The 25,076-nt window shown below is 64.1% G+C and carries 25 protein-coding genes and 5 pseudogenes; 18 read left to right on the forward strand and 12 right to left on the reverse strand.

Translation table 11 applies throughout. The annotated features are described in order from the left end of the window. Window positions 1-578 precede the first annotated feature (578 nt). The 7 genes from AB3G45_RS00655 (at window position 579) to AB3G45_RS00685 (ending at window position 9,450) form a co-directional block, all read left to right on the forward strand. Window positions 579-1,639 (forward strand): IS630 family transposase gene (locus AB3G45_RS00655; protein WP_367828746.1). Its coding sequence is split into 2 segments (ribosomal slippage): window positions 579-1,071 and window positions 1,071-1,639, totalling 1,062 coding nucleotides; the frame shifts between segments, so codons are not numbered across the junction. Next, window positions 1,621-3,855, forward strand: coding sequence for a methyl-accepting chemotaxis protein (locus AB3G45_RS00660; protein ID WP_367828747.1), 2,235 nt, complete (start codon window positions 1,621-1,623; stop codon window positions 3,853-3,855). Before AB3G45_RS00655 ends, AB3G45_RS00660 begins: the two co-directional genes overlap by 19 nt. Window positions 3,856-4,041: 186 nt before the next feature. Further along, a complete protein-coding gene (locus AB3G45_RS00665) occupies window positions 4,042-5,079 on the forward strand; it encodes an alpha/beta fold hydrolase (protein ID WP_367828748.1) in 1,038 nt (345 codons plus the stop codon). A gap of 192 nt (window positions 5,080-5,271) precedes the next feature. Beyond that, window positions 5,272-6,486, forward strand: coding sequence for a plasmid partitioning protein RepA (gene repA / locus AB3G45_RS00670; RefSeq protein ID WP_367828749.1), 1,215 nt, complete (start codon window positions 5,272-5,274; stop codon window positions 6,484-6,486). Then, window positions 6,474-7,538 carry a plasmid partitioning protein RepB gene (gene repB, locus AB3G45_RS00675; protein WP_367828750.1) on the forward strand — a complete coding sequence of 355 codons (1,065 nt, stop codon included), beginning with the start codon at window positions 6,474-6,476 and terminating at the stop codon, window positions 7,536-7,538. The genes repA and repB overlap by 13 nt, the downstream gene beginning before the upstream one ends. Before the next feature lie 425 nt (window positions 7,539-7,963). Then, window positions 7,964-8,602, forward strand: a complete 639-nt coding sequence (locus AB3G45_RS00680; RefSeq protein WP_367828751.1) for a DUF1403 family protein — start codon at window positions 7,964-7,966, stop codon at window positions 8,600-8,602. 185 nt (window positions 8,603-8,787) lie between these two features. Continuing rightward, on the forward strand, window positions 8,788-9,450 hold the full coding sequence (locus AB3G45_RS00685) for a calcium-binding protein (protein WP_367828752.1): 663 nt from the start codon (window positions 8,788-8,790) through the stop codon (window positions 9,448-9,450). A 266-nt stretch (window positions 9,451-9,716) separates the two neighbouring features. Here AB3G45_RS00685 and AB3G45_RS00690 read toward each other — a convergent pair whose 3' ends face one another. Beyond that, window positions 9,717-9,980 carry an aminoglycoside adenylyltransferase domain-containing protein gene (locus tag AB3G45_RS00690; RefSeq protein WP_367828957.1) on the reverse strand — a complete coding sequence of 88 codons (264 nt, stop codon included), beginning with the start codon at window positions 9,978-9,980 and terminating at the stop codon, window positions 9,717-9,719. 18 nt (window positions 9,981-9,998) lie between these two features. Here AB3G45_RS00690 and AB3G45_RS00695 point away from each other — a divergent pair, with 18 nt between their 5' ends. The 9 genes and pseudogenes from AB3G45_RS00695 to AB3G45_RS00735 all read left to right on the forward strand — a co-directional run bounded on the left by AB3G45_RS00695 (window position 9,999) and on the right by AB3G45_RS00735 (window position 15,123). Further along, window positions 9,999-10,172 (forward strand): helix-turn-helix domain-containing protein, encoded by a 174-nt coding sequence (locus tag AB3G45_RS00695; RefSeq protein WP_367828753.1) that lies wholly within the window; start codon window positions 9,999-10,001, stop codon window positions 10,170-10,172. 273 nt (window positions 10,173-10,445) lie between these two features. Further along, a pseudogene (locus AB3G45_RS00700) lies at window positions 10,446-11,122 on the forward strand (LacI family DNA-binding transcriptional regulator); the annotation flags it as partial. 119 nt (window positions 11,123-11,241) lie between these two features. Then, on the forward strand, window positions 11,242-11,670 hold the full coding sequence (locus tag AB3G45_RS00705; RefSeq protein WP_367828754.1) for an ISAs1 family transposase: 429 nt from the start codon (window positions 11,242-11,244) through the stop codon (window positions 11,668-11,670). Further along, window positions 11,637-12,020 carry an ISAs1 family transposase gene (locus tag AB3G45_RS00710; RefSeq protein WP_367828755.1) on the forward strand — a complete coding sequence of 128 codons (384 nt, stop codon included), beginning with the start codon at window positions 11,637-11,639 and terminating at the stop codon, window positions 12,018-12,020. Before AB3G45_RS00705 ends, AB3G45_RS00710 begins: the two co-directional genes overlap by 34 nt. Further along, window positions 11,969-12,172 carry a substrate-binding domain-containing protein gene (locus AB3G45_RS00715; RefSeq protein ID WP_367828756.1) on the forward strand — a complete coding sequence of 68 codons (204 nt, stop codon included), beginning with the start codon at window positions 11,969-11,971 and terminating at the stop codon, window positions 12,170-12,172. The genes AB3G45_RS00710 and AB3G45_RS00715 overlap by 52 nt, the downstream gene beginning before the upstream one ends. 277 nt (window positions 12,173-12,449) lie before the next feature. Further along, window positions 12,450-13,451 (forward strand): annotated as a pseudogene (locus AB3G45_RS00720) (IS30 family transposase). A gap of 47 nt (window positions 13,452-13,498) precedes the next feature. Continuing rightward, a pseudogene (locus tag AB3G45_RS00725) lies at window positions 13,499-13,896 on the forward strand (glycoside hydrolase family 127 protein); the annotation flags it as partial. Window positions 13,897-13,906: 10 nt separating this feature from the next. Next, window positions 13,907-14,203 (forward strand): annotated as a pseudogene (locus tag AB3G45_RS00730) (ATP-binding cassette domain-containing protein); the annotation flags it as partial. A 212-nt stretch (window positions 14,204-14,415) separates the two neighbouring features. Further along, window positions 14,416-15,123: a hypothetical protein gene (locus AB3G45_RS00735; protein WP_367828757.1), complete on the forward strand. Its 708-nt coding sequence runs from the start codon at window positions 14,416-14,418 to the stop codon at window positions 15,121-15,123. Here the strand turns inward: AB3G45_RS00735 and AB3G45_RS00740 are convergent. From AB3G45_RS00740 to AB3G45_RS00770, 7 genes are all read right to left on the reverse strand, one after another. Further along, on the reverse strand, window positions 15,120-15,920 hold the full coding sequence (locus AB3G45_RS00740; protein WP_367828758.1) for an ABC transporter ATP-binding protein: 801 nt from the start codon (window positions 15,918-15,920) through the stop codon (window positions 15,120-15,122). The two genes, AB3G45_RS00735 and AB3G45_RS00740, sit on opposite strands and share 4 nt — an antisense overlap. A 25-nt stretch (window positions 15,921-15,945) precedes the next feature. After that, entirely contained in the window at window positions 15,946-16,641 is a 696-nt protein-coding gene (locus AB3G45_RS00745; RefSeq protein WP_367828759.1) for an ABC transporter permease, read from the reverse strand. Beyond that, complete coding sequence (locus AB3G45_RS00750) at window positions 16,641-17,354, reverse strand: ABC transporter permease (protein ID WP_367828760.1); 714 nt, start codon at window positions 17,352-17,354, stop codon at window positions 16,641-16,643. The genes AB3G45_RS00745 and AB3G45_RS00750 overlap by 1 nt, the downstream gene beginning before the upstream one ends. Then, on the reverse strand, window positions 17,351-18,505 hold the full coding sequence (locus tag AB3G45_RS00755; RefSeq protein ID WP_367828761.1) for an NAD(P)/FAD-dependent oxidoreductase: 1,155 nt from the start codon (window positions 18,503-18,505) through the stop codon (window positions 17,351-17,353). The genes AB3G45_RS00750 and AB3G45_RS00755 overlap by 4 nt, the downstream gene beginning before the upstream one ends. After that, entirely contained in the window at window positions 18,498-19,997 is a 1,500-nt protein-coding gene (locus tag AB3G45_RS00760) for an FAD-dependent oxidoreductase (RefSeq protein WP_367828762.1), read from the reverse strand. The genes AB3G45_RS00755 and AB3G45_RS00760 overlap by 8 nt, the downstream gene beginning before the upstream one ends. Then, window positions 19,994-20,314 (reverse strand): (2Fe-2S)-binding protein, encoded by a 321-nt coding sequence (locus AB3G45_RS00765; protein ID WP_367828763.1) that lies wholly within the window; start codon window positions 20,312-20,314, stop codon window positions 19,994-19,996. Before AB3G45_RS00765 ends, AB3G45_RS00760 begins: the two co-directional genes overlap by 4 nt. Window positions 20,315-20,394: 80 nt before the next feature. Further along, window positions 20,395-21,243 carry a transporter substrate-binding domain-containing protein gene (locus AB3G45_RS00770; protein WP_367828764.1) on the reverse strand — a complete coding sequence of 283 codons (849 nt, stop codon included), beginning with the start codon at window positions 21,241-21,243 and terminating at the stop codon, window positions 20,395-20,397. A 128-nt stretch (window positions 21,244-21,371) separates the two neighbouring features. On the opposite strand from AB3G45_RS00770, the gene AB3G45_RS00775 reads away from it, so the two are divergent. Then, window positions 21,372-22,265: a LysR family transcriptional regulator gene (locus AB3G45_RS00775; protein WP_367828765.1), complete on the forward strand. Its 894-nt coding sequence runs from the start codon at window positions 21,372-21,374 to the stop codon at window positions 22,263-22,265. Window positions 22,266-22,417: 152 nt separating this feature from the next. Here the strand turns inward: AB3G45_RS00775 and AB3G45_RS00780 are convergent, their stop codons facing one another. From AB3G45_RS00780 to AB3G45_RS00790, 3 genes are all read right to left on the reverse strand, one after another. Next, window positions 22,418-22,732, reverse strand: coding sequence for a hypothetical protein (locus tag AB3G45_RS00780; protein WP_367828766.1), 315 nt, complete (start codon window positions 22,730-22,732; stop codon window positions 22,418-22,420). 370 nt (window positions 22,733-23,102) lie between these two features. Then, window positions 23,103-23,744: a pyridoxamine 5'-phosphate oxidase family protein gene (locus AB3G45_RS00785; protein ID WP_367828767.1), complete on the reverse strand. Its 642-nt coding sequence runs from the start codon at window positions 23,742-23,744 to the stop codon at window positions 23,103-23,105. Further along, window positions 23,744-23,929: a hypothetical protein gene (locus tag AB3G45_RS00790; RefSeq protein ID WP_367828975.1), complete on the reverse strand. Its 186-nt coding sequence runs from the start codon at window positions 23,927-23,929 to the stop codon at window positions 23,744-23,746. The genes AB3G45_RS00785 and AB3G45_RS00790 overlap by 1 nt, the downstream gene beginning before the upstream one ends. On the opposite strand from AB3G45_RS00790, the pseudogene AB3G45_RS00795 reads away from it, so the two are divergent. Next, window positions 23,847-24,041 (forward strand): annotated as a pseudogene (locus AB3G45_RS00795) (hypothetical protein); the annotation flags it as partial. The gene AB3G45_RS00790 and the pseudogene AB3G45_RS00795 overlap by 83 nt on opposite strands. On the opposite strand, the gene AB3G45_RS00800 reads toward AB3G45_RS00795, so the two are convergent. Next, the gene (locus AB3G45_RS00800) at window positions 23,949-25,061 is read right to left on the reverse strand and encodes an NnrS family protein (RefSeq protein WP_367828768.1); all 1,113 of its coding nucleotides are present in this window, start codon (window positions 25,059-25,061) and stop codon (window positions 23,949-23,951) included. The pseudogene AB3G45_RS00795 and the gene AB3G45_RS00800 sit on opposite strands and share 93 nt — an antisense overlap. Window positions 25,062-25,076 lie beyond the last annotated feature (15 nt).

Genomic DNA, 25,076 nt, shown 5'->3' on the forward strand with positions numbered 1-25,076 from the left:
AGCTTATGCATCGTCCGTTGAGCGGGCAACTGCTTTTTCGCGATGTAGCGCCGCATGGGCCGGCCCCAGACGACTATCGGGCGACAATGTTGTGTATAAGGCCGCCGCGGGCGTGAGAGTCCGGTTCTGCGAGATATGTACAGGCCGTTGCTTGCTTCTCTTTCCGGAAGCAGCTTTCGGCTGCGCATTTCCTGCGCACTGGCGCGGGCGCGAAGGAAAGTCATCTCTGAAAGATGGTTTCCGTTACGTCAGGCAGGGATATATCCATCTCCGGCCGGGTGTGCGGTCCTATTATACTGTGGGCCTCGACCCCAATCCTTGTGTCGCGAGTAGTCGCGTTTCTGCACCCCGGGATCGGGCAATGACGGCGCATCGCGCCGTAGAGCAATTTATTAAAGATAAAATTTTATTCTTCTCTCGGGAATGGCTTGTCGCGTCATGCCGCGATCCGGCCGGAGCATTTGGGATCGTCCAAAGAGGGTGAAATGCTGTTTAATACGCCGCCTCCCTGACCTCGACTCTTTGGCCTTCCCAAAGTGCGGTGAATCTGAATCTCTGGTGCAAACCGGAGGTCTGCGATGCGATCAGGGATTTCATTACGGGTGGATTTTGATGGAGACGATCTGCGGCGGCTGGCGCGGCAGACGAAAGATGCCGCTCAAGCGCGCCGTCTGTTGGCACTCGCCTCAATCTACGATGGAGGCTCGCGTTCCGATGCCGCCCGCCTCGGCAGCGTCACGCTCCAAATTGTCCGGGACTGGGTCATGCGGTTCAACGAACACGGTCCCCAAGGCCTGATCAATGGCAAGGCTCCCGGTCCGCAGTCGCGGTTGAACGATCAGCAGCGTGCGGCCTTGGCGCAAGCAATCGAGCGTGGGCCGACACCCTATCTCGACGGCGTTGTTCGTTGGCGTCTGTGCGATCTGGCGCAATGGCTTTGGGAAGAGTTTCGCGTTTCGGTGAGCGAGCAAACGCTGAGCCGGGAGGTGCGGGCCATGGGCTATCGCAAGCTGGCTGTCCGGCCCAAACATCACGCGCAAGACCCTCAAGCCATTGAGGGTTTTAAAAAAGCTTCCCTGCCGCAGTGGCAGAGATTGCCGCTGGAGCGGCCCGAGGAAAACGCATAGAGATTTGGTTTCAGGATGAGGCCCGTATCGGGCAAAAGAACAAGATCACCCGCCGATGGGCCAGGCGAGGAACACGGCCTTCAGCACCGCACGATCAGCGCACAAGGTCGGCCTACATCTTCGGCGCAATCTGCCCGAAGCTCGGCAAGGCGGCCGCGCTGGTCATGCCATGGTGCGACACCTACGCCATGACCCAGCACCTGGCCGAAATCGCCCGACACGTCGATGCCGACGCGCACGCTATCCTCATCATGGATCAGGCAGGCTGGCACATGTCCAACAATCTCGTCGTGCCCGAAAACATCACCATTCTGCCACTCCCGCCGAAATCGCCGGAGCTGAACCCGGTCGAAAACCTCTGGCATTTCATGCGCGACAACTGGTTATCAAACCGCGTGTTCAAATCATACGACGACATCGTCGATCATTGCTGCGATGCCTGGCGGAAGCTCGAAAGCCAACCCTGGCGCATCATGTCGATCGGGCGCAGAGAATGGGCCTATGGGTTTTGATCAGTGAGGGGCCGTATAAATCGACGACCGGGCGCAATATATTTTCCGTCGCGACCTGTGGGCTTATTGCGACCATAGCGGCTTCGTCCTTGCTGTTTTATAGCGCCTATCAGGATGCGAAAAGCAGCAGCCTGGAGCGCATGCGGCAGATTGCCCAGGCGGAAGCATTGGTGTCGGAAAAGAACATCGGCGGCACTGTCCATATCATCAACGGGCTCGGCTCGGTGCTGGAGACCATGAAGCAGGCCGGCGATGTCGACCGCGGCAAGGCCGACCAGGTCATCCGGCACATGCTGGAGAACAATCCGGACGTGCTCGCCTTGTGGACGGGCTGGGAGCCGGACGCCTTCGACGGGAAGGATGCCGCCTTCGCCAACCAGCCCGGCTACGACGCGACCGGCCGCTATGTGCCCTATTGGGTGCGGGGCGGCGATGGCAAGATCAGCAACACCGCCTTGACCGACTACGCGACCGCCGGGCCGGGTGACTATTACCAATTGCCTTTCACACAGCAGAAGACCGTCGTCCTCGAGCCCTATCCCTATGCCATCGACGGCAAGGACGTGCTGATTACCTCGGTCGCCAAGCCCATCGTCATCGACGGCAAGACCGTCGGCGTCGCGGGCCTCGACCTGTCGCTGCAGGAGACGAGCAACGCGCTCGCCAAGATCCAGCCGATGGGCACGGGCTTCGTCAGCCTGGTGACCGGCGCGGGCAAGATCATCGGCCATCCCGATGCGGCCCTGATCGGCAAGGCGCTTGCCGACGGCGGCGCGAAGACGGCGGGCTGGGACCAGCTGATCGCAAGTCCGGGCGTCGAGAAGGAGATCGCCGCCGAAGATGGAACCACCCGCTTCGCCATCGCCTCGCCGGTGAGGCTGACGCAGGACATGACGTGGTACGCGATCGTATCGGTTCCGAAGGATACGGTGTTCGCCCAGATGAATGCGATGATGCGCGATGCGATCGTGACCATCGTCGTTGCTGCGGTATTGCTTGCGCTCGCCGGCTGGCTGATCGCGCGCCGCTTCATCGGCCGGATCTCGAACGTCATCGGCGAGACGGCGCGGATCGCGCAGGGCGAGCTTCAGCTCGCCTTGAAGGACAGCCAGGTGAAGGACGAGATCGGGGATCTCGCCCGCTCGCTGGAGGTGCTGCTGGAGAACAACCGGGAGAAGGCGCGGCTCGAGCAGGAGGCGGAAGCGAACCGCCGCCTCGGCGAGGACGAGCGCATGGCGCGTGAACGCACCGCCGCCAGGGAGGCGGCCGACATCAAGTTCGCCGTCGACAATCTTGCCGATGCGCTGGCCAAGCTTGCCAATGGCGACGTCTCCTGCCGCATCCACCAGGCCTTCGTGGCGCAGTTCGACGGCGTGCGGCACGACTTCAACAGTTCTGCCGAGAAATTGCAGGATGCGCTCATGCGGGTATCGGACAATGCCCGCGGCATCGACGCCGGCGCCAACGAGATCAAGTCGGCGGCCGACGATCTCGCGCGGCGCACCGAACAGCAGGCGGCGGCCGTGGAAGAAACCGCCGCGGCTCTCGAAGAGATCACGACGACCGTGAAGGACGCCGCCAAGCGGGCGCACGAAGCGGGCCAGCTCGTTGCCAGAGCCCGCGTGGGGGCGGAACGGTCGGGCGAGGTCGTGCGCCAGGCCGTCATCGCCATGGAGCGCATCGAGCACTCCTCCGGCCAGATCTCCAACATCATCGGCGTCATCGACGAGATCGCCTTCCAGACCAACCTGTTGGCGCTCAATGCCGGCGTCGAGGCCGCGCGGGCCGGGGAGGCGGGCAAGGGCTTTGCCGTCGTCGCCCAGGAGGTGCGCGAGCTCGCCCAGCGTTCGGCCAACGCCGCCAAGGAGATCAAGGCGCTCATCACGACCTCGAACCAGCAGGTCGAGGAGGGCGTCCAACTGGTCGGCGACACCGGCAAGGCGCTCGACGTCATCGTGGCGGAGGTGCAGGAGATCAACCTGCATGTCGGTGCGATCGTCGAATCCGCGCAGGAACAGTCCTCGGGCCTCCAGCAGATCAACACCGCTGTGAACCAGATGGACCAGGACACCCAGAAGAACGCGGCCATGGTCGAGGAAACCACCGCCGCAAGCCATACGCTGGCCATGGAAGTCCAGGCGTTGAACCACCTCTTGAGCCAGTTCGAGCTGGGAACGGCGACGGGCGGGCGCCGCGGCATGCGCGTCGCGGCATGATCGGCTAGCGCGAGCGGCGGCCGCCGGGGATCGGGGGTCGCGGTTCCGTCGCGCAAACGATCCTCTTTGTATCCTTACGTATCCGGGTGGGCGCCAGAAACACCGGCTTTCAAAAACCGGGGGAGCTGGAAACACGCGCGATACACCGCAGGCGCTTTCTGGGGGCGGAAACCAAGGAGATATCCAATGTCCCAGCCCCTGGAAATCAATCGCAGAAGACTTTTTGCCTTCGCCGCGGCCTCGGCAGCCGCCCTCCATTTCGGCGGCGCCAAGCAGGTGCTGGCCCAGACGGCCTCGGCCGGTGCATCCGCCGGCACCAGGGCCACGGCCTTCGCGGCCCTCAAGACGATCAAGGCAGGCGTGCTGAACGTGCAGTATGCCGAGGACGGTCCGCAGGACGGCCCCCCGGTCATCCTGCTTCATGGCTGGCCCTATGACATCTACAGCTATGTCGAGGTCGCCCCCATTCTCGCCGCGGCGGGCTACCGGGTGATCATTCCCTACCTGCGCGGCTATGGCGGCACGCGCTTCCTTTCCGGCGACACCCCTCGCAACGGCCAGCAGGCGGCGCTTGCCAGGGATATCGTCGACCTCATGGATGCCCTCGGCATCGAGCGGGCGGTCCTGGCGGGGTACGACTGGGGCGCACGCACCGCGGACATCGTCGCTGTCCTCTGGCCGGAACGGGTCAAGGCGCTGGTGTCCGTCAGCGGCTATCTCATCGGAAACCGGGAAACCAACAAGATGCCGTTGTCGCCGAAGGCCGAACTGGCCTGGTGGTATCAGTTCTACTTCACCACCGAGCGCGGCGCGGCGGGATATGATGCCAACCGGTACGACTTCAACAAGCTGATCTGGCAGCTTGCCTCGCCGCAGTGGCAGTTCGGCGCGGAGGCCTACGACCGGTCGGCCGCATCCTTCGACAATCCGGACCATGTCGCGATCGTCATCCATAACTATCGCTGGCGGCTGGGTCTCGCCGAGGGCGAGGCGAAGTACGATGCGCTGGAGGAGACGCTGGCAAAACTGCCGCCCATCGCGGTCCCGGCAATCACGATCGAGGGCGACGCCAACGGCGCGCCGCATCCGGACCCGGCCTCCTACGCAAGCCGGTTCAAGGCAAGGTACGAGCACCGCACCTTCACCGGCGGCATCGGTCACAACGTTCCCCAGGAGGCGCCGGCCGAGTTCGCGAAGGCGGTCGTCGACGTCGATCGTTTCTGATCGGGCGACTGCAGCCCGTTCGGGCACATGGCCGGGCGGCCAAGTGCCCGCCGTCCCCGATGGGGCGCATTTCATGAGTATTCATCTCGCGCGGGGCGCGTTGCCCAGAGAGCGTTTGACGTCGGATGGGATTCGGGCAACTGTGCTCGCGACGGAAATTTGGCGACAAGCGCGAAAAAATCGTCGCGAGAGATGAACGAGATGACCATACGACCCCCAAGCATGATCGAATCTTCCGCCGAGAAGATCACCAGGCAATCCAAACTGCTGTCCGCACAGCTTCAGTCGCTTCGCGAACGCCTGTACGAGCCCGACGCGATCAAGACGTTGAAAACCTATACGTCGCGTGATGTCGCCGGCTTGCTGGGCATAGCCGAATCCACCTTGCGCCAGATGTCGCTCGATGGTGAAGGGGTGATCCCGGAGCGGCACGACAATGGCCGCCGCGCCTATACGCTCGACCAGATCAACGAGATGCGCGAGCACCTGGCGCGGAAACGGCCGCAGGAGGCGCTCGACTTCCTGCCGCGCCGGCGCGGTTCGGACAAGCTTCAGGTCATCGCCGTCGCGAACTTCAAGGGCGGGTCGGCAAAGACGACCACGACCGTCCATCTCGCGCATTATCTCGCGATAGCCGGCTTGCGCGTGCTCGCGATCGATCTCGACCCCCAGGCGTCGATGTCCGCGATGTTCGGCTACCAGCCGGAGTTCGACGTCGACGAGAACGAGACCATCTATGCGGCGATCCGCTATGACGGCCAACGGCGCCCCATCCGCGAGGTCATCCGCAAGACCTATTTTTCCGGCATCGACGTCATCCCTGCCAATCTCGAACTCATGGAATACGAGCACGAGACGCCTCAGGCCATCGCCGAGGGCCACGGGCGCGGCGACGGGATTTTCTTTAGGCGCCTCGGCGCGGTCATTCGGGAGGTGGAAGCCGATTACGACGTCGTTCTGATCGATGCGCCGCCGCAACTCGGCTACCTGACGCTAGGCGCGCTCTGCGCCGCCACCGGGCTGCTGATCACCATTCATCCGGCGATGATCGACGTGGCCAGCATGAACCAGTTCCTCGCGATGATGAGCGACCTCATGCATGTCATCGAGGAGCGGGGCGGGATCCTGCAGCATGATTTCATCCGCTATGTGATCACCCGCCACAACCCGAACGACGGCCCCCAGGTCAATGTCGTGACGCTGCTGCGCTCGCTGTTCAGGGACGATGTGCTGGCGCCGGTGGTGGTCGAGACGACGGCGATCGCCAGTGCGGGGCTCGAGAAGAAAAGCCTGTATGAAATGAGCCGGGGAAGCGTCGGCCGCGACACGCTCAACCGCGCGCTGGAATCGGTCGATGCCGTCAACGGCGACATCTTCCGCCACATCAAGCAGGTATGGGGTCGGTGATGGCCAATCCACGAGACCGGAACCAGCGGATGAAGAGCCTGTTTGCGAACGTCAATGCCGACGATCTCGCCAGGGCGGTGACGCCGTCGCCGGCAGACGCGGAGAAGCGGCGGGTCGGCTCGGCGGCCGTCAAATCGATGGACAGGGCGTTCGTCTCGATCGAGGACGAGAACAGGCGGCTTCACGACCAGCTTCTCTCGGCGGAATCGATTATCGAGATCGATCCGGACAACGTTGTTCCCTCGTTCATCAGCGATCGCCTCGATATAGAGGGCGACCGGGCGTTCGACGCTTTCGTCGAGGGGATCCGCGAGGCGGGGCAAAAACTTCCGATCCTGGTTCGGCCCCTGCCGGGCCGTCCGGGCCACTACCAGGCGGCCTATGGGCATCGCCGTTTGCGCGCATGCCAGATCCTCAGGCGGCCGATCAGGGCGGTCGTCAAGGACCTGTCCGACGAGGAGTTGATCATCTCGCAGGGGATCGAGAACGCAGCGCGGTTGAACCTGTCGTTCATCGAACAGGCGCTCTTCGCGCTGAAGCTCAAGGAGCGGGGGTACAGCCGCGAAACGATTTCCGAAGCGCTCGGCCGCAAGGAGCAGAAGAACGTCGCCTATATCTCCTTCCTGACCAATGCGGCGGTGGCCCTGCCCGAAGACCTCATCCGGCGGATCGGGACGGCCCCCTCCGTCGGCCGTCCGAAGTGGGAAAAGCTCGGTTCGCTCATCCGCGACCGATCCTTGACGCGGACGCAACACGAGGCGATCGAGGCCCTTTCATCGAAAGACGTCTGGACCTCGGCCGACAGCAACCAGCGTTTCGCGCTGGTGCTGGAAGCACTCGACGACGGCAAGAGGCCGGAGCCCGGCGTGACCGAGATTTCACTGGAGGACGGCAGCATGGTCGTTGCGAGACGATCCGCGAACGCGACGACCCTCGTTCTTCCGGAAAAGCGTATTCCCGGCCTTTCCGCCTGGCTTATGGAGCGGCTCCCGGAGCTCATACGCGAGTTCCGGGCCGTGAAGGAAGAGGGCCGGCAGCGAGACAATCCGTAGGGAAAAGGGGAGGCTGCCCCGTGGATCGACAGCCTCTCACCGGCTTCTTCAGCGGCCTAGCACCGCAGGCCCGGAGTTACAGTTGTAACTCTATCTTCCGGGTGCAAGGCCCGCTTCGTCCCCAGCATGCAAAACGGGTCACGGACGGCGACCACAATCAAGTCGACGGAAATCGCGCGCAAATTGGCAAAAAGTTCATTTCTGAAGCATATTGATCCAATGACGCCAGATTTTCGCGCAGGCCCGCAGACGGCGCGTTGCCGGCATTCTGAGTGAGGTCTCTGGGCGGGCTGGAACTATTTCTTCTACAAAGGCGACAAAGAGCGATAAGGCAATCTTATCCGTTGTTATAGTGGAAAGACAATCCGTGCGATTTATGTCGGTTTATATGGGGAAATCCGCACATTTATTGTAGGATGGCGGTCATGGATTCTCCCGTCAACCCGCTTGCCGCCTCGTCGACGCTCTCCGCTGCCTTGCCCGGTTGGGCCTTGCCGCGCGCCCGCGCGTCGGACGAGGTTGCCGCCGCCGCGGTCCGGCAAAGGGGCCGCAGCGAGGACAAGCCCGCGTTGCGGGACGCGCTTTTGCTCACCGCGGCTGGCGACGATCCCGGCCCTGCCGGAAAAGTGTTATTGGCCTACAAAAGGCTTTGCGCCCGAAAACCCGCCTTTTCCTTGAAAGCGGTGGCCGAATTCGCTGATTTGTCGGGGCTTGCTTGGGGTGAACGACTTGCTGCGGCGGGCGACCATGCCGACGACGCGCTGCAATCCGGCCGCCCGGCGCCGCTTGCCGCGGCGGACCTGGTCACGGCAATGCATGCCGTGCGGCCGGATGCCGAACCGCTCGCCTGGGCGCTCGCCGACATGCTGATCGCCGCGTTGCTGAGATGGGATTTTGCCGTACCGCTGCTGATGGCCGAGTGCTATGGGCCTGCCTTCCAGACGATTGGGGGCAGGGGCCGCGCGCCCGGGGGAACTGGCCTTTGCCCGCGCTGTCCGCCTTGCCCAGGTGGAGGGAACGGGCGCGGCCCTGCGCTGAATAGGCTAAAGAAGAAAATTGGTTAGGCGGGAGGCGCGGGCTCGGTACTTCAGTCTTCAGCGAAGAATTGTTCGTTGTCTTGCGGTTCACTTCGATACCATCGCGGCTGCTACGTCGAATGGATGCCCGGATACGCCCCTTGCCCAACTGGCTGCTTCATAACGTCTGCTCTAGCTTCCTAGGTTGATTTTTCGATCGCGGGGAGGCGGTAATGTCAACGTTGTGGAGTGAAGTCCTGGAGCTTGTCAGAGCAAAAGGCAAAAATATTCAAGGCACGGAAGATGACGATCGGCTCGCGGGCGGCGGTGGCAACGACATTATCCGAGCCCGAGGCGGCGACGACGTTGTTAAAGGCGGAAAGGGCAACGACAACGTCGACGGGGGCAGCGGTGACGATAAGCTTCACGGTAATGCCGGCGACGACGACATTAAAGGCGGAAGCGGTCGCGACGTCATCAAGGCAGACGCCGGCAACGACAAGCTTTCCGGCGGAGCAGACAACGACAAGCTGGAAGGTGGGGCAGGCAACGACACCATCAAGGGGAATGCCGGGGATGACAAACTCTTCGGCGACAAGGGACGTGACATCCTATCCGGCGGGACCGGAAAAGACTCGCTGAGGGGTGGGGGTAATGACGACACACTTTCTGGTGGCGCAGGCGCGGATACATTCATATTTGACAAGAAGGAGGGCAGCGACACTATTCGCGACTTCAAGGCCGGTACTGATCTCATCGACCTTCGCGGCCAAGCGTATACGGTCAGCGAAAGCAAGGCCGGCTTCGCAGTGCTCGATCTCTCCGAAGGCGGCTCCGTCACTCTAAAGGGCATCGATATGGCCGACGTCAGTCCGGATTGGTTCATCACGGCTTAGCCACTCCCGAACTTCTCTCGATTCCCCGTTTCGGCTAGGTTCTTTTTGCTCCTATCGCAAACCTGTTGGCAGGGCCAGATCGACGTGCTGATGTCGTGGAATCATTCGCGGCGGACCAACGGCTAAAGTCCGCTTTTTGCGCTAAGCCGCCATTGCATGGTTGACTTTTGACGTCAATTCTTCGGCCAAGCATTCCATCCCATCCTGATGACTGTCCCAGTTGTCGCCGACTTCGCCAAGATGCGCTCGCCTCGCATAATCCGGTGTCAAGGCGCTTCGGTCGCGCAGTTGGGTATTGCCCAATTGGCAGCTTCGTCCTTGCTGACAAAGACCCCGTTCTCGGCGGTGTGCCAAATTCGTGCCAGCGTCAACAGAACATGGCGCGTATCCTCGCGCAGGTCTCTCAACAACTCAGAGAGCAGTTCGCCCATAGCGTTTCGTACTTCCAGGGTGGGAATTGCGGGTAGGAGCGCTTCTCTATCCGGTCCAACTAGCGCAACCGCCTCTTGTCGGGCTTGGGTGTCGGTTATTAATCAAACGGGACGGTATTGTATAGATATATACTTGAGCGTTGTAAGCAAGCAAGCGCCCGTAGGCCCGGCCGCCCCTCCTGGAAGGATTCCGAAGGGCTGACGTTACAGATCCTTGACGCCGCGACAAAACTTTTCGCTGCCCATGGCTACGCAGCGACTTCGATGGAAAAGATCGCGACAGCCTGCTGATGCGTTCCATCGAGCACATTCGCCTCTGGCTCGCGGATACAGTCGCCCAGACCTAGCCTCGGCGCAAAGGGGTTTCGCCCAATCGGAGGGCCGGACGTGTCGCCAAGTGGCAAACAGCATCAGGGCAAATGACCGCGCCGGCGGCATCCATGTGCACGCTCGCGATTTTGCGGAAGGATGAGAAAAGGTTTTCTCATCTCGACATTTGCTTTGCGCAAGGTTTTCTCATTTCCAATTGGACGGGAGGCCGAGCTGGGCAATCAAAGCACCAGAATAGGACGCGCGACGATCCATGATGTCGCCCGCGCCGCCGGCGTCAGCGTCTCCACCGTCTCGAAGGCGCTGAACGACAATGGCCGGATGGCGCCGGAAACGCGCGCGCGGATCAAGCAGGTGGCCGAGAATATCGGCTTCCGCCCGAACGCCCTGGCGCGCAGCCTGCTCTTCAACCGCTCCTTCACGATCGGCCTTCTGACGAACGATACCTACGGTGGCTTCACGCTGCCCGTAATGGCCGGCGTGTCCGATGCGCTGGTGGACAAGGGGGGCTCGGTCTTTCTGCGCGCCATCGAGGACGACCCGGCGCTCGGCAAGATTCATGTCGACGCGATGCTGGACAAGCAGGTGGACGGCATCATCGCCCCCGGCAAGCGCATCGATCGCTCGCTGCCGGTCGATCTTTCGGGACTTCCGGTCCCGGTCGTCTACGCCTTCACCGAGGGCGCGCCGGATAGCGTCACCCTGACCTCCGACGACACGCAGGGCGCGGGCTTGCGATTGATTGGCTGCTCGGGCTCGGCGGGCGGCGGCTGGTTCATGTCACGGGACCAGAGGAATTCGCCTCGGTGCGCGAGCGCTCCCTGGCCTTCCGCGCCCATGCCGGCGCCGATGCCGAGGTGCTTTGCGGCGTGTGGGTGGAAAGGTGGGGGCACGAGGCCGTCGCCCGCCTCTGCAGGGGAATCGCATATGGCAATTTTGGGCTTGCCACTTGTGTCGCAAGGGATTCTTTGAGGAGGCAGTTCGCTTTCCAAGGAGAACTGCCATTTCATGTCTCGACGGTTATTTTGGCGTGGTGCCGGATTCGCGCGCCGGCAATGCGACGCATCGGCTCGGTGATCTGATCGTGATGATGATCGCCGCCAGCCTGTGCGGCGCCAGCACGGCGACGGAATTCGCGCTGTTCGCGCAGGAGCGCAGGCAGGCGCTGTCGCGGCTGATCTATTATGACACCGCCCCCAGCCACGACACCTTCTCGCGGCTGCTGCGGCTCATCGATCCGGACGCCTTCGGGCGGGCCTTCGCCGCCTTCGCGGCGGGTTTTGCCCGCGCCCGCCAGGAGGTGGTGGCGCTCGACGGCAAGGCGTTGCGCCGGGCCTATGAGGCGGGGCTGGCAGCGAGCCCGCCGCTGACGGTCTCGGTGTTCGCCGCCACGACCCGGCTGTGTCTGGCTGCCGCGAATGGCGGATGGCCGAGGTCGCACCGGCGACCGAGCCGTTGATGGCCGGCCACAAGGCCTTCGTCCGCGTCACCAGCCGGCGCGGCGATGCCGCACCGAAGATCCGCCTGTTCATGGCCTCCACCGTGCCTTCGCCGCGTCAGGCGCTCGATGTGACCCGCGCCCATTGGCAAATCGAGAACGGCCTGCACTGGATACTTGACGTTCATCTGCGCGAGGACCTCAGCCGCGCCCGCAAGGATAACGCCCCCGCCAATGTCGCCCTGCTGACGCGCATCGCCCGCAACATCCTGCAATTGGCCGACAACGACAAAGTGCCCATCAGCCATCGCATCAAAAAATGCGCCTGGAACGACGACTACCTCATCAACACAATCGCTCATATGCGATAGCCCTGCCCGCCTCTGGGAGCGCAACGGCGACAGGCCGGACGGGCATCTTCTGCGGCAACGACCAGATCGCGCGTGGCGTCATCGATGTCCTGCGCGAGCGCGGCGTGCGCGTGCCGCAGGACATTTCGGTCATCGGCTTCGATCATGGCTGATCAGGCGCCCGCCGCTGACCTCGGTCGACATGAACCTGAAGGAGCTCGGCCGCGAGGCCGGGCGCACCGTGCTGCGCTGGCCGAAGGCAAGACCCTCGAGCCGGGCCTGCGCAAGCTGCTGTGCCGGCTTGCGGTCCGGCAATCCTGCGGAGGCGCAAAGTCCTGAATTTCAAGTGAGGAGACGGCAGCGTCGCAGACGCACCGGAAATGAGGGTACATTCTATTTCCAAGTGCGACATGCCATTAATTTCAATGGCTTCACTTCGGAGATTTTGGCATGTCCAGATGCTATACACAAATCACCCTCGCTGACCGGCGACGCCTACATCAGCTGGTGGCGGCAAAAGTTCCCGTCAACGAGATGGCCCGTCAGCTTGGCCGTCACCGCTCGACGATTTACCGCGAGATCAAGCGCAATACGTTTCGTGATCGCGAACTGCCGGACTACGACGGCTACTACAGCACGGTTGCTCACGATATCTCCAAGGAGCGGCGACGCCGGCTGAGAAAGCTTCGGCGCCACCCGAATTTACGCTCGGAGATCATCAACCAGTTGGAGGCACGCTGGCCTCCAGAGCAGATCGCCGGGCGGCTGTTGTTGGAGAGGCTCAGTCTTGTTCGCGTTTGCAAAGAGACAATCTATCGCTTCATCTACAGCAAGGAAGATTATGGGCTAGGCCTCTATCAGTATTTACCGGAAGCGCGCCGCAAACGTCGTCCACTGCGCTCCAGGAAGCCGCGCGACGGTGCGTTCCCAGCCACGCATCGCATATCCTAACGTCCTGATTTTATTGGAGATAGATCGCAGTTTGGGCATTGGGAGGGCGACCTCCTCATCTTTGAACGCCCACTCGGACATGCCAATGTCACGTCCCTTGTGGAGCGCCGAAGCCGCTATACAGTTCTCATCAAGAATCCGAGCCGGCACTCACGCCCGATCATGGACAAGATCATCAGAGCGTTTTCTCCTTTACCGGCGTTCGCGCGTCAAAGCTTCACATTTGATCGCGGTACCGAGTTTGCCGGATTCAGGGCTTTGGAAGAGGGGATCGGTGCGCGTAGCTGGTTCTGCGACCCGAGTGCACCGTGGCAAAAAGGGACAGTCGAGAATACCAACAAGCGCATTCGCCGTTTCATGCCAGGCGCTACAGATCTGGCAGCCGTGTCACAACACGACCTGATCCAACTCGCACGTCATCTCAACGACCAACCCCGTAAATGCCTCGGCTACAAGACACCAGCCGAGGTGTTCATGGCGCATTTGCAGGATGAGGCGTGATCCCCTACCCTGCAAAATGGGTATGATGCACTTGGATTAGCTTCTCCAAATGGGCCGATGGCGACAGGGTGTGGCCCTGTCCCTGCCGCTGTTGCTCCGGCCGCAATATGCCAATCCGAAGGTCCGGCAGGATGTCGGCCGCGTCGCGTTGATACGCGGTCCGCTCGTCTATTGCGCGGAGGAAGTCGACAATGGCAGCGCCCTGAACGCTCTCGTCGTTCCCGCAACCCTGCCGCAGGCACAGATGGAGGTGCTGCCCGGTCTCAACGGTGCGGTCGCCGTCGATCTCATGGTCGAGCAGGAGGATGCGTCCGGCTGGGGCGAGGCACTCTACCGCACCACGCCGGCCGGGCGCAAACCGGCCTCGCTGCGCCTCGTACCCTATCATCTCTGGGACAACCGTGCGCCGGGCAGCATGCTCGTCTGGTTGCAGGCCGGGAAATAAGGTGGGTCTCATGACGAACGAAGCACGGCCCACGAGCCTGACCCTAACGGATGTGCGCAAGAGCTACGGCAACCTCGCGGTCATCCATGGTGTCGACCTGACGATCGGCGAGGGCGAGTTCGTCGTCTTCGTCGGCCGGTCCGGCTGCGGGAAATCAACGCTCTTGCGCATAATCGCCGGGCTGGAGGAGGTGACCGACGGCGAGGTCGTCATCAAGGGGCGCGACATCACCGATCTCGACCCCTCGGACCGCGGCATCGCCATGGTTTTCCAGTCCTATGCGCTCTATCCGCACATGACGGTGCGCGTCGGAAGACTGGAGACACTGTCGGAGCTGTTCAACGACTTCGACTGAGTGGGGAAAATGGACGAGGAAACCATGTTGCCGCTTGCCAGGAAGGAGGGCAGCGTCACCGTCTTTTCCCTATCGAGCCGTATCGCCAAGATCGAGAAGGCCTTCAAGGACGGTTCGCCCTCACCAATCTCTGGCAGCTCACCGAGCCGGAAGGGCAGGGCCGGATGCTGATGGGCGATCCGAGCCAGCGCGGCGAACTGCTCGATCTTTTGACCGAGATATCACTTCATCCGGACGAGATGGCCGCCGCCTACAAGGCGCTGTACGGCAAGGAGATCGAGGTCGAGGACGGCCTTGAGGCGGCGGCGCTCCGTTCATCAAGGCACTGTTCGAAAACGACCCTGCTCCTGCTTCCCAACAGCGACGTGCTCAACAAGTCGATCGGCGACGTGAATGCCAAGAACCCGCCTGTCGGCTTCGGCACCTATTCGGATCGCCGCGACAAAGAGAAGGAGGGTTGGGCCTTGCAAATGGCCAACGATGTCCAGCCGGCTGACGGATGTGCCGGGACGCCGCATTCTTGGCTTGATGGGCTCGCTTCCCTACGCCTGGGGCCTCATACCGACGGCGAAATCGCCTTTGTCGGCCAGGCCGTTTCGAGCGGGACGGGCGGCGTCATCGCCGATGCCGGCTGTCGCATGTGGGCCTCATGGCCGAACGGCCGGAGGACTATACGGCCTCGCGGGCGGGTGCGTTCACCCCGATCGCATCGAGACCTGGCTTGCCTGCCGCCCTCGCGCGTCGTGCCCGTGACGCCGGGAACCGCGACCATCCTGCATTTCCCAGGATGCGACGGGCGCACCGCGCAGCACGAAGGCTACAATATCGGTGCCGTCGCTCCCGATGCCTTGGTTGCCGCCGGGCCTGCCTAACCTTGGTTGAACCGCGAGATGAACTGGTCAAAGCGCGTGCTGGCGCCGCCGCCGAACAGTTGCCCGGGCGGACCCTCCGCGTGGATTCGCCCCTGTTCCAGGAAGACGACCCGGCTGGAGACGTCCCGGGCAAAGGCCATTTCATGCGTCACGATCAGCATCGTGCGCCCTTCGGCGGCGAGGTCGCGCATGACCTTCAGCACCTCTGCTACGAGCTCGGGGTCGAGGGCCGAGGTGGGTTCGTCGAAGAGCAGAACGCGCGGTTTCATGACGAGCGCGCGGGCGATGGCGGCGCGCTGCTGTTGCCCGCCCGACAGTTGGGCGGGATAGGCGCTCGCCCGATCGCCGAGGCCGACACGCTTCAGCATGGCTTCAGCCTCGTCGCGCACCTCGCCGCGGTCGCGGCGCTGCACATGCACGGGAGCCTCCATAAGGTTTTCCAGCACCGTCATGTGGCTCCAGAGGCAGAAATTCTGGAAGACCATCGCCACCTCCGTGCGCAGGCGGTCCACCTGCCTTCGGTCTGCGATACGCAGGCTGTCCCCGCTCTGCCTGAGGTCGACCTGTTCGCCGAAGATGTGCAGCCGGCCGGTAGAGGGCAACTCCAGCAGGTTGAGGCAGCGCAGGAAGGTCGACTTGCCGGAGCCGGACGCGCCGAGAATGGAGATGACCTCGCCCTCATGGGCGCGGAAATCGATGCCCTTCAGCACCTCGACCGCGCCGAAGCGCTTGCGCAGGTCGTCGACTTGAATGGCGGGGACGGTGCCGGCCGCAACCGGAAGGGAGAGGGAAGCCATCTGGTTTCTCCGTGTGGTGCGCGGCTCACGCGCGGCCATGGGCGTGGTGGGCCTGGAGGTGGCGTTCGAGAAGCGCGAAGGCCATACTCATCAGGAAGGTGAGCGCAAGGTAGATCGCGCCGGTGACGATGAAGATCTCGAACACCCGGTAGGTCGAGGAGATCAGCTTGTGCGCAATGCCGGTGAGCTCGGTGAGCGTGATGATGCTGGCAAGCGACGTCGCCTTGATCATCAGGATCGCCTCGCTGCCGTAGACCGCGAGCCCCTCGCGCAGCGCGATGGGCCAGATGATGCGGCGGCGCAGCAGGAAGCCGGACATGCCGCAGGCCCGCCCCGCCTCGATCTCGTGCCCCGGCACGGCCTGGATAGCGCCGCGAATGATCTCGGCGGTATAGGCCGAGGTGTTGAGCGCCAGCGCCAGGATGGCGCACCAATAGGGTTCGCGCAGGAAGGGCCAGAGGATGGACTGGCGCAGCGGGGCAATCTGGCCGAGGCCGTAATAGATCAGGAAGATCTGCAACAGCAGCGGCGTGCCGCGAAACAGCTCCACATGGGCCTTGGCGATCCATCGCAGCGGCCCGAACGCGCTGCCGGCGGCACCCGCGACGAAGACGGCCAGCACGAAACCACTCGTCAGCGACAGCGCCGCCAGTTGCAGCGTCAGCGGCAGGCCCGACAGGAGTTGACCGGTGATATCCGTCAGAAAGGACCAGTCCAGCATCAGCGTCTCCAGGGTTTGGCAAGGTGGTTTTCCATCCGGTTCAGGAGCGCGCCGGTGCAGCGCCCGATGACCAGGAACAGCGCCGCCGCGATGGCGTAGAACAGGAGGGGCTGGCGGGTCGACCCCGCGGCGGTGCCGGCCTGGCGCAACAGCTCGGTCAGTCCGATGACGGAGAGGAGCGACGTTTCCTTGAGGGCCGATTGCCAGATATTGCCGAGCGCGGGCAGGGCGAAGCGCAGCGTCTGGGGGGCGATGATCCGGCGCAGCAGCAGGAACTTCGACATGCCGCACGAAGCGGCGGCCTCGATCTGGCCCCGGTCGAGGCGAAGATAGGCGGAGCGGTAGGCCTCCGTCTGGTAGGCGCCGGAGACGATGCCCACCGCGAAGACGCCGATGACGAAGGACGGCAGGGAATAGAAGCCGGGAAAACCGCCGGTGTTCATGGCCGCCGTCAGGACCACGCTTCCGCCGAAGTAGAACAGGTAGACCACGAGGATTTCCGGAACCCCGCGGAAAACCGTGGTGTAGGCCTGGCCGACCACGCGCAGCAAGGGCGCCCGCGAAAGCTTGAGGGTCGCGCCGCCGATCCCGAAGATGCTTCCGAGCAGGAAGCCGCAGAGGGCGGCGGCGATCGTGATGCCGGCGGCCTGGAGCAGGGGCAGCCCCCAGCCTTGCGGGCCGAAACCCAGCAGGTCGAACATGCCCGGCGTCATGGCAAGGCCTCCTCTTTTCGCGGCGTTTGGAGTTGCGGGCGATCGACCGCGAAAGGAGCAAGCCTTGGATCGAGGGTTCCCGAGACGAGCGATCGTGCCACGGCTTCGCCCACCGCGGGCGCAAGCTGGAAACCATGGCCGCAGAACCCGAACACATGCCAGAGGCCGGGATGGCTGAGGCTGGGGCCGATGAACGGTATTCCATCGGGCGTGGCGCCTTCGAGCCCGGTCCAGGTGCGCACGACCGGCACGCCGGCCAGCACCGGAAAGGCCGCAACCGTGGCCGCCGCGCTCGATGCCATGCGGTCCATGACCGTGAACGAGGTGTCTCCGTCCAGGCAGGGCTTGCCCAGGATGCCGCCGCCGATCACAAGCGAGCCGACCGCGCTCTGCTTGAAGGAGAGCGGCTGGTCGATCCCGATGACGACGGGGGCGATGAAGGGCTTGACCCGCGCCGTCACCATCATGGAAAGGGCCATGACCTTGATCGGCAAGGTTTCGCCGAGCCGTGCGGCGAGGTCAGATCCCCATGCGCCGGCGCAATTGAGGACCCACTCCACCCCGATCGCGCCCGCATCGGTCTCGGCCCGCCAGCCGCCCCCAGGTTTTGGTGCGAGATCGTGTACCCTGCATTGCTCGATGATGCGAACGCCGGCGGCCTCCGCGGCCTTGCGGAAGGCGCGCGCGGCATTGGCCGGGTTTGCATGCCCGTCACGTCGCGAAATCAGGCCGCCGAGCGCCGAGCCGGACAGGCCCGGCAGCAGCCGGTGCAGCGCGTCGGGGGCAATCAGTTCTTCCGAGTGGATGTCGCGGCGGCGCATGGTGCGGGACCGCGCCTCGCACCATTGCAGCTCGGCCGCATCCATCGCCAGCGCGATCTGGGCCGTGCCGAGCCGGACCTCGCAGCTTTCGGCCGCGGCCGCGCCCACGAAATCGGCGAGATTGGCCCACATGTCCATGGCGCGCAGCGACAGGGGGTATTCCCTCACGTCGCGCATCAGCGAACGAAGGCCGCCCGCATTGACGCCCGAGGCGTGGCGGCCCGCGAGGTTCTTCTCCACCACCGTCACCCGCCAGCCGGCGCGGGCGAGAAACAGGGCGATCGCGCAGCCCTGCAATCCGCCACCGATGATGAGCGCATCGTTAGACATGGGCGTCGTCTCCGGGGATGGCCTCGGGCTTGTCGTCGAGCGATTCTACCTGCGCCAGATCGGGGTCGAGGCCGGCCATGCCGGCCAGCGCGCCGAGCGGCAGGGGCCGCAGCGGCGGGCGCGCGCGGAACGGGGCCGAGGGCATCGGCCGGCCGGGATCCGCTTCAGCAAGAAGCCGGGCGAGCGTTGCCGCACAGCCGCGACCCTGGCAGGCGCCCATGCCGCAGCGCAGGAGCCCACGGACCAGGTTCATCTCCGTGGCGCCGTCCCGAATTGTCGCGCGCAGCGCCCCGGCCGTGATCTCCTCGCAGCGACAGACGATGGTCGCGTCATCGGGGAGGTTTGCGGCGAGGCCCGGCGGGAAGGCCGCGTCAAGGAAGGGCCGTGCCGCGAGGCGGCGTTCGACTTCGATGCCGGTCCGGTCCGGGGCTCCCGGCGTGGCGGCCGGGCGGCTCAGTTCTGCCAGAATGGCGCCGGCGGCGTGGCGGCCGTGGGCGATGGCGGCGTCGGCGCCGCCGATCCGGCGCGCATCGCCGGTGATGCGGATCCTGCAAGGCCCGGCGGTCAAGGCGGGGCCGGGCGCCACTTCGGCCTGCCCGTCCGGTGCCGTTACCGGTTGCCAGCTTGCGTCGTCCGGCCTCCATGCGAGGGCGAGGCCGGCAACGTGCGCCAGATCCGTCGACGGCACGATGCCGTCGTGAACCACGAGCAGATCGCAGGGCAGCTCGATCCTCTTGCCGGCGACGGTCAGGCGGACGGACTCGACGTGGCTGCGCCCGTGCGCCTCAAGGCCGGATATGCCGGTGCGCATCGCAACCCCGGCCAGCCGCAACCCCAGGAGCCAGCCCAAACCCTTGAGGAGCGCGGGAAGGCCTGCCGGCCGAAGCCGTCTGAGGGCGGCGACCTTGTCCCTTGCCCTGTCCGTGCGCGCGATCAGCGCCGGCCACACGCCGAGGCGTCGCAACTGGTCGGCGAGCAGAAGGATAAGCGGCCCGGTTCCGGCCAGCACGATCCTGCCTTTCGGCTTGAGACGCCCCGCCTTCAGCAAGGTCTGCACCGCGCCGGCCGTCATCACGCCGGGCAACGTCCAACCCGGAAAGGGGGCGGGGCGTTCCATCGCGCCGCTGGCGAGGACGACATGGGGCGCCCGCAGGTAACCGGCCGCGTCGCCCTTGAGCCAGCCGACCGTACCGTCCGCCCGCAGGTCCCACACCGTGGTGCCCGGCCGATAATCGACGCCGGGCGTTGCCCGAAAACGCGTCAGAAGGGCAAGGCCGGCCCTGTAGCTCGGTCCGAGGGCGGCTAGCAGCTCGTCCGTCCCGGGGCGTGCCTGCATGTTGGCTTCCAGCGCGCGAAAAATCTGGCCGCCGGGGGAGGGCTGCATGTCGAGCACGATCACCCGGCATCCCGCGGCGGCGAGCTCGATCGCGCATGCCATGCCCGCCGGGCCGGCTCCGACGATGATGATGTCCGCGTCAGGTGCGATGCTCATTGCAGGTCCAGCCCGGGCAGGTCCAGCTCGGAAATGCGCGCAGGCCCATCCTGGGTACGGAGCCGCATGCCGGTCTCGACCTGGCTCAGGCAGGCCTGGCGGCTGCCGATGCCGTCGATCTCGATCAGGCAGTCGAAGCAATGCCCGATCATGCAAAAAGGCAATCGCCGGGCGCCGCTGACCGGCGTCGTGCGGAAGTGGGTGATGCCGGCGCGAAGAAGGCATGCCGCGATGGTTTCTCCGGCTCGCGCCGGAATGGCGCGGCCGTCCAGATAAATGGTGAGCGTTGCCTCGGCGGGTCCGACGGGCTCAAACATGGCAGTCCCTGTGCGATCGTTGAATGCGTTGCCTCGCGGGGCGGTCATCCCCTCCCCTGGCGGGGAAGGGATGGAGCGCTCTATTCGTGGACCGAGATATCCACGCCGAACCATTTCTCGGTCAGGGCCTTGTTGGTCCCGTCCTTGTTGAGGTCGGTAATGGCGGCGTCGAAGGCTGCGCGCAGCGCTTCGTCGGCCGGCCGCAGGGCGACGTTGATCGTGCCGAGCCCGAGCACCCCGCCGGCGAAGGTGGGGCCGGTAAAGACCAGCGTGCCCGCCGGGTTGGCGTCGATCACCGCCTTGAAGGCCGTCACATTGGCCACGGCGAGGTCGATGCGCCCGGCCGTCAGCTCCAGCCCGAGCTGTTCGAAGGAGGGATATTCGCGGATATCCAGGTCCTTGAAATATTCGGTTGCGAAGGTCGCCGCGGTGGACCCGGTCTGGACGCCGATGATCTTGCCGACGAGCTTTTCCTTCAAGGCCGCGAGCGCCGCTTCGGCCTCATCCGGGGCCTTTGCGAGGTCGAAGGCCTGGCCGGCATCCGGCAGGTCCTTCAGCACATTGTCGCCGGCGGTGAGGAACCCGTTGGGCGCCTTGGCATAGGGCTTGGAGAAGCCGATGACCTTCTTGCGTTCCTCCGTCACGCCCATGGAGGCGATGATGGCATCGTACTTGCCGACCGTGAGGCCCGGGATGATGCCGTTCCACTCCTGGGCGATGAGATCGCATTTGATCTTCATGCGCTCGCACAGGGCCTTGGTCAGCTCGATTTCATAGCCGCCGAGCGAGCCATCGGCATTGCTGTAGTTCCACGGAGGATAGGCACCCTCGGTGGCCACGGTGATGTGATCGGGCAGATCCTGTGCGGTGGCCGAGCCCATGAGCAGCGGCGTCAGGGCAAGGGCAAGCAACATACGGCGTCTGGGCATATCTTCGTTCCCTCATGTTTTTGGCTCGGGCTTTGCATAACCCGTGCGGCGACTATGGCACCGCGCAAGGTCTGCCGGGAGGCGGTATCTGATTGATCTCAGGCTAAGCTAAGCTTATGCTAAACCTTATGCGCACAACCACCATCCCCTCGCTGAACTGGCTCCGCGTCTTCGAGGCCGCCGCACGGCACCAGAGCTTTGCGCGCGCCGGAAACGAGCTCAACATGTCGGCTGCGGCCGTCAGCCAGCAGGTGTTGGCGCTGGAAACCCATCTCGGGCGCCCCCTGTTCGAACGGACGGCAAACCGTATCAACCTGACCGCGGAGGGCAGCGATTTCCTGCCGACTGTGCAGGTGTCGCTCGGGGCGATCGAGAGCAAGGCGGAAGCCCTCTTCGCACGACAGCGCATCGAGCGCGTCACGCTGCTCGCAAGCCAACTGATGGCGATGAGCTGGTTGCCGCGCGTGCTGGCGGCGTTCGAGGCGGCGAACCCGACGATCCGCATCGACCTCCTGATGGAGGGCACGCAGCGCAAGGCGGATCCGGACCTGATGATCCGCTTCGGGGAAGAGCCGCATCTCGTGCGCCATCCGACCTGGCTGATGGGCATGTCCCATGTGGTGATGTGCCGGGAGGAAGACATAGCCCGCATCGCCAGCCTGGACGACCTGTTGTCGTTTCGCCTCTACGACGTGGCGTCCCATGCCCTCGGATGGACTGCGCTTCTCAACCACAATTTCGGCCATCAACCGGGGCGGCAGTCCAAGATCGAAACGGTTGATACGACACCGTTGTCATTGATGATGGTCAGCCAGGGTCTCGGCCTCGCTATCGGCCATCTTCCCGTATGTGGTCCAATTGCCGCTTCGCTCGGCCTGGTCGTTTGCCCGTTCGTTCCGAAAACACCTGGTCCGGGAAACTACTATCTCGAACAGTCTCAGGACCGGCCGCAGCGGGCTTCTGTCCGCCGGTTGATGCAAGCCCTTCAAGAGGCGGCGCATTCATCGATGCGGATGATCTGACGATTAGAGCCTGGTCGACCGTTCGCATCCGTTCAAGAGCACATAGGCGGTGCAGACCATGACACGTCCTTGTGGCGAAGCATCTTCAGAGCGGCAGAGCATTGTATTAACCCGGCGCAGCAACTGGTCGTTTGGGCCTACGAGGCATCACGCTATTCTTCTGGTGCCTTGAGCAAAAGCCGACCACCGGCCTCCAGCCGGACGCGGCCCCGTCCGGTGCGGACAAGTTGTATAGGAGCCTGTTTCTCTTCGAGCCGGGGGCGCAGTAGGAGGAGACGGGTCTCGAGATTGTCCTTGATCTCCGGCATCCGGTTGCCGATTGCCAGCCGCATTTCGCGATCGGTGAATTCGATGCGCCCGTCGCCATGATGCCACTCGATCATCAAGTGCAGCAGCGCACCGGCAACGCCCTTCACGATATAGGTATTGTCGATGAATATGCTGTCGTCCGCGCGGTGGTGGGTCACGAGGATTTCCCGGCTGGCGGAGCCGGATGTAGGCGGGGGCACGTTTCGGGCCGGTTCGATCGATGCGGCTTCCCCTTCGCTGACCGTCAGGGCGACGGCGGCCTGACCGGCCAGGATTGCCAGCGCGGCCTCCTCCTCCTCGGAAAGCCAGCCGTTGCGGGCTTTCGATGAAAAGTACGCCGACCACCACGCCGCGGGCGGCCCTGGGCACGGCCATCTGGCTTATCGCGCAGGACAGCTGGGGAAAGGCGACGATGCGCGTGGTGTTTTCCTGAGCCTCGGCATCCTGGCTGATCGCTTCGCCGAACCGGCGCACCCGGTTCCTGTCGCTGGCCTTGATCGTCTGGGCCGCTCGCCGCGGCCGCGCCGATCATGCCCTCGCCGCCGGCGACCTCCGATCCCAGCCCGACCGCTCGTAGCCGATGCTGCCCGTGGTCGCGAGGAAACCGCGAAGGCCAGAGCGCATTTTGGTGACCGAGACCTGCCGCACGGCAGAAAGCAGGCTGTCGACGATCTCGTCCGCTTCCGCCTGTCGCTCGATGGTGCGGACCGCCTCCGAGAGGGCGGGGAGGCTGACGGCGGCACGGACCGCAGGGACGCCGGCCCTCTCGACGGGGGAGGGGACCTTCTCGATCCCCTGTACGCGAAAGATATCGGCGCTTCGCAGCCGCATGACCTCGGACCTGCCGACCTGCGCGCTCTTTGCCTTGAGTTGCAGGGCGATTCTGTCGAAGAGCGGGCCGGCATCGACGGACCGCATGAAGCCGATGTCGAGCAGGAACTGGTCGCCCGTGAAGCCGTCGACGAGGATCAGCGTGACATGCGGATTGGCGCGCACATTCGCCGCCGTTTCGGCGAAGAATTGGTTGGAAAGGGCAACATGCTCCTCATCGACCCGCACCATGTGTGAAAGATAGGAAATGTTCGGCATGCCGTCCGCCGAGGCGGTGGCGATGATGGAGGGGATCACGCCCTCGAAACAGGCAGAGAGATCGCTGAGGCGCATAAGCATCAGGACCTCGTGCCGACCAGCATGCCAGCAAGCGGGCCGGGCGTCCGAATGTGGATTTCGCTGACGGCGAGCCGGGCCACCCGCGCCTCGCGGGCGGTCAGCCTCGCCGACCCGATCTTCCAGGGGCTGGCGATATCGCTTCTGTTCGGGCTGGCATCGTCGACGCTGCTGACGGTGCTTGTCATCCCGGCCATCTACCGTGTGCTACGGACCTGGGACATCCACCGGCCGGGCAGCACGCTCCGCGCTCAGCAGGGGAAAGGGTGCGGGCTGCATCAATGCTTGCATGTGAACTGACAGGAAAAGCACCCAGGCGGTGGACCAGCCGAAACCTGCCGCGGCCAACAATATTGGTGCCTGCCCGGACAATTCCGCCAATCCACGCGTGAGGGCTGCAAAGAATATGAGCATAAGGGCCGCCCAATGGCGGCGGCGAGGCAGAAGCTCGGCGCCTGCCGATCGCCGCATCGTTATGCGTGCGGCAACCGCAAGGATCATCGGCCCGATGGTTGCCATGGTCAGGGCGTGGACCTGCACCAGTTGCGGAACCAGCCCGAACCTCACTGCAGCGATAGCAATCATGCCGGGGGCAAGACCCGCATAGCCGAGGCCCAGCATCCGGTTCGCCTGCCCGAGCCGGAGACAATCGACACTTCGGGCGATGATCCAGAGTGCCGTGGCGAGCAGCGCGAGCATTCCCATGTCTTCCTGATGAAGGAGACCTGCCCCCAACAGGATGCAACCCAACCAGAGCGGCGGCCTGCGCGGTGCGGAAAGGTCGCGGCGGCGGTGTGCTTCGGCGGCGAAGGAAGAGACCAGCCGGCCGCCGACGATAAAGATGAGGATTGCAAGGGCAATCGGGAGGAGGCCGGCGATATCCCATCCGTCGACAAGCATCGCCTCCGCTACGACAAGCAGCAGCGGAACCATCGCCAGAGGGATCTTGTCCCATCGCCTTGCCCGCAATACGGGCCACAGGATCATCGAGGCGACCGGTAGCGACAACAGAAAGACCGGCCAGAAAGCCATCGGGGAGCCCAGGGATGCCAAACGGGCGCCGAGGGCAAGCGCCCCGGAAAAAAGTGCCGGCACGGGAAACGCATGCCCGGTCCAGGCCTTTTGCGCCGTCATGACATAGCCGCAGATGGCCATGCCGCCGAAGCCGAACAGGCCGAGCCGGATATGCGCCAGGCGCGGATCCGCCAGCGGGAGGAGCCAGAGCCACGGCAGCACCACGGCAATGGTCGCGGCGAGCGCGAAGAAAATGCCGGCCGGATGGAACATCAGCATCGAGCGGCTTGCGCCGGCGTGTTCCATGAGCCCTGTCTTCCT

Origin of the sequence: Shinella sp. S4-D37, assembly GCF_040812195.1 — a bacterium.
Taxonomy (GTDB): Bacteria; Pseudomonadota; Alphaproteobacteria; order Rhizobiales; family Rhizobiaceae; genus Shinella.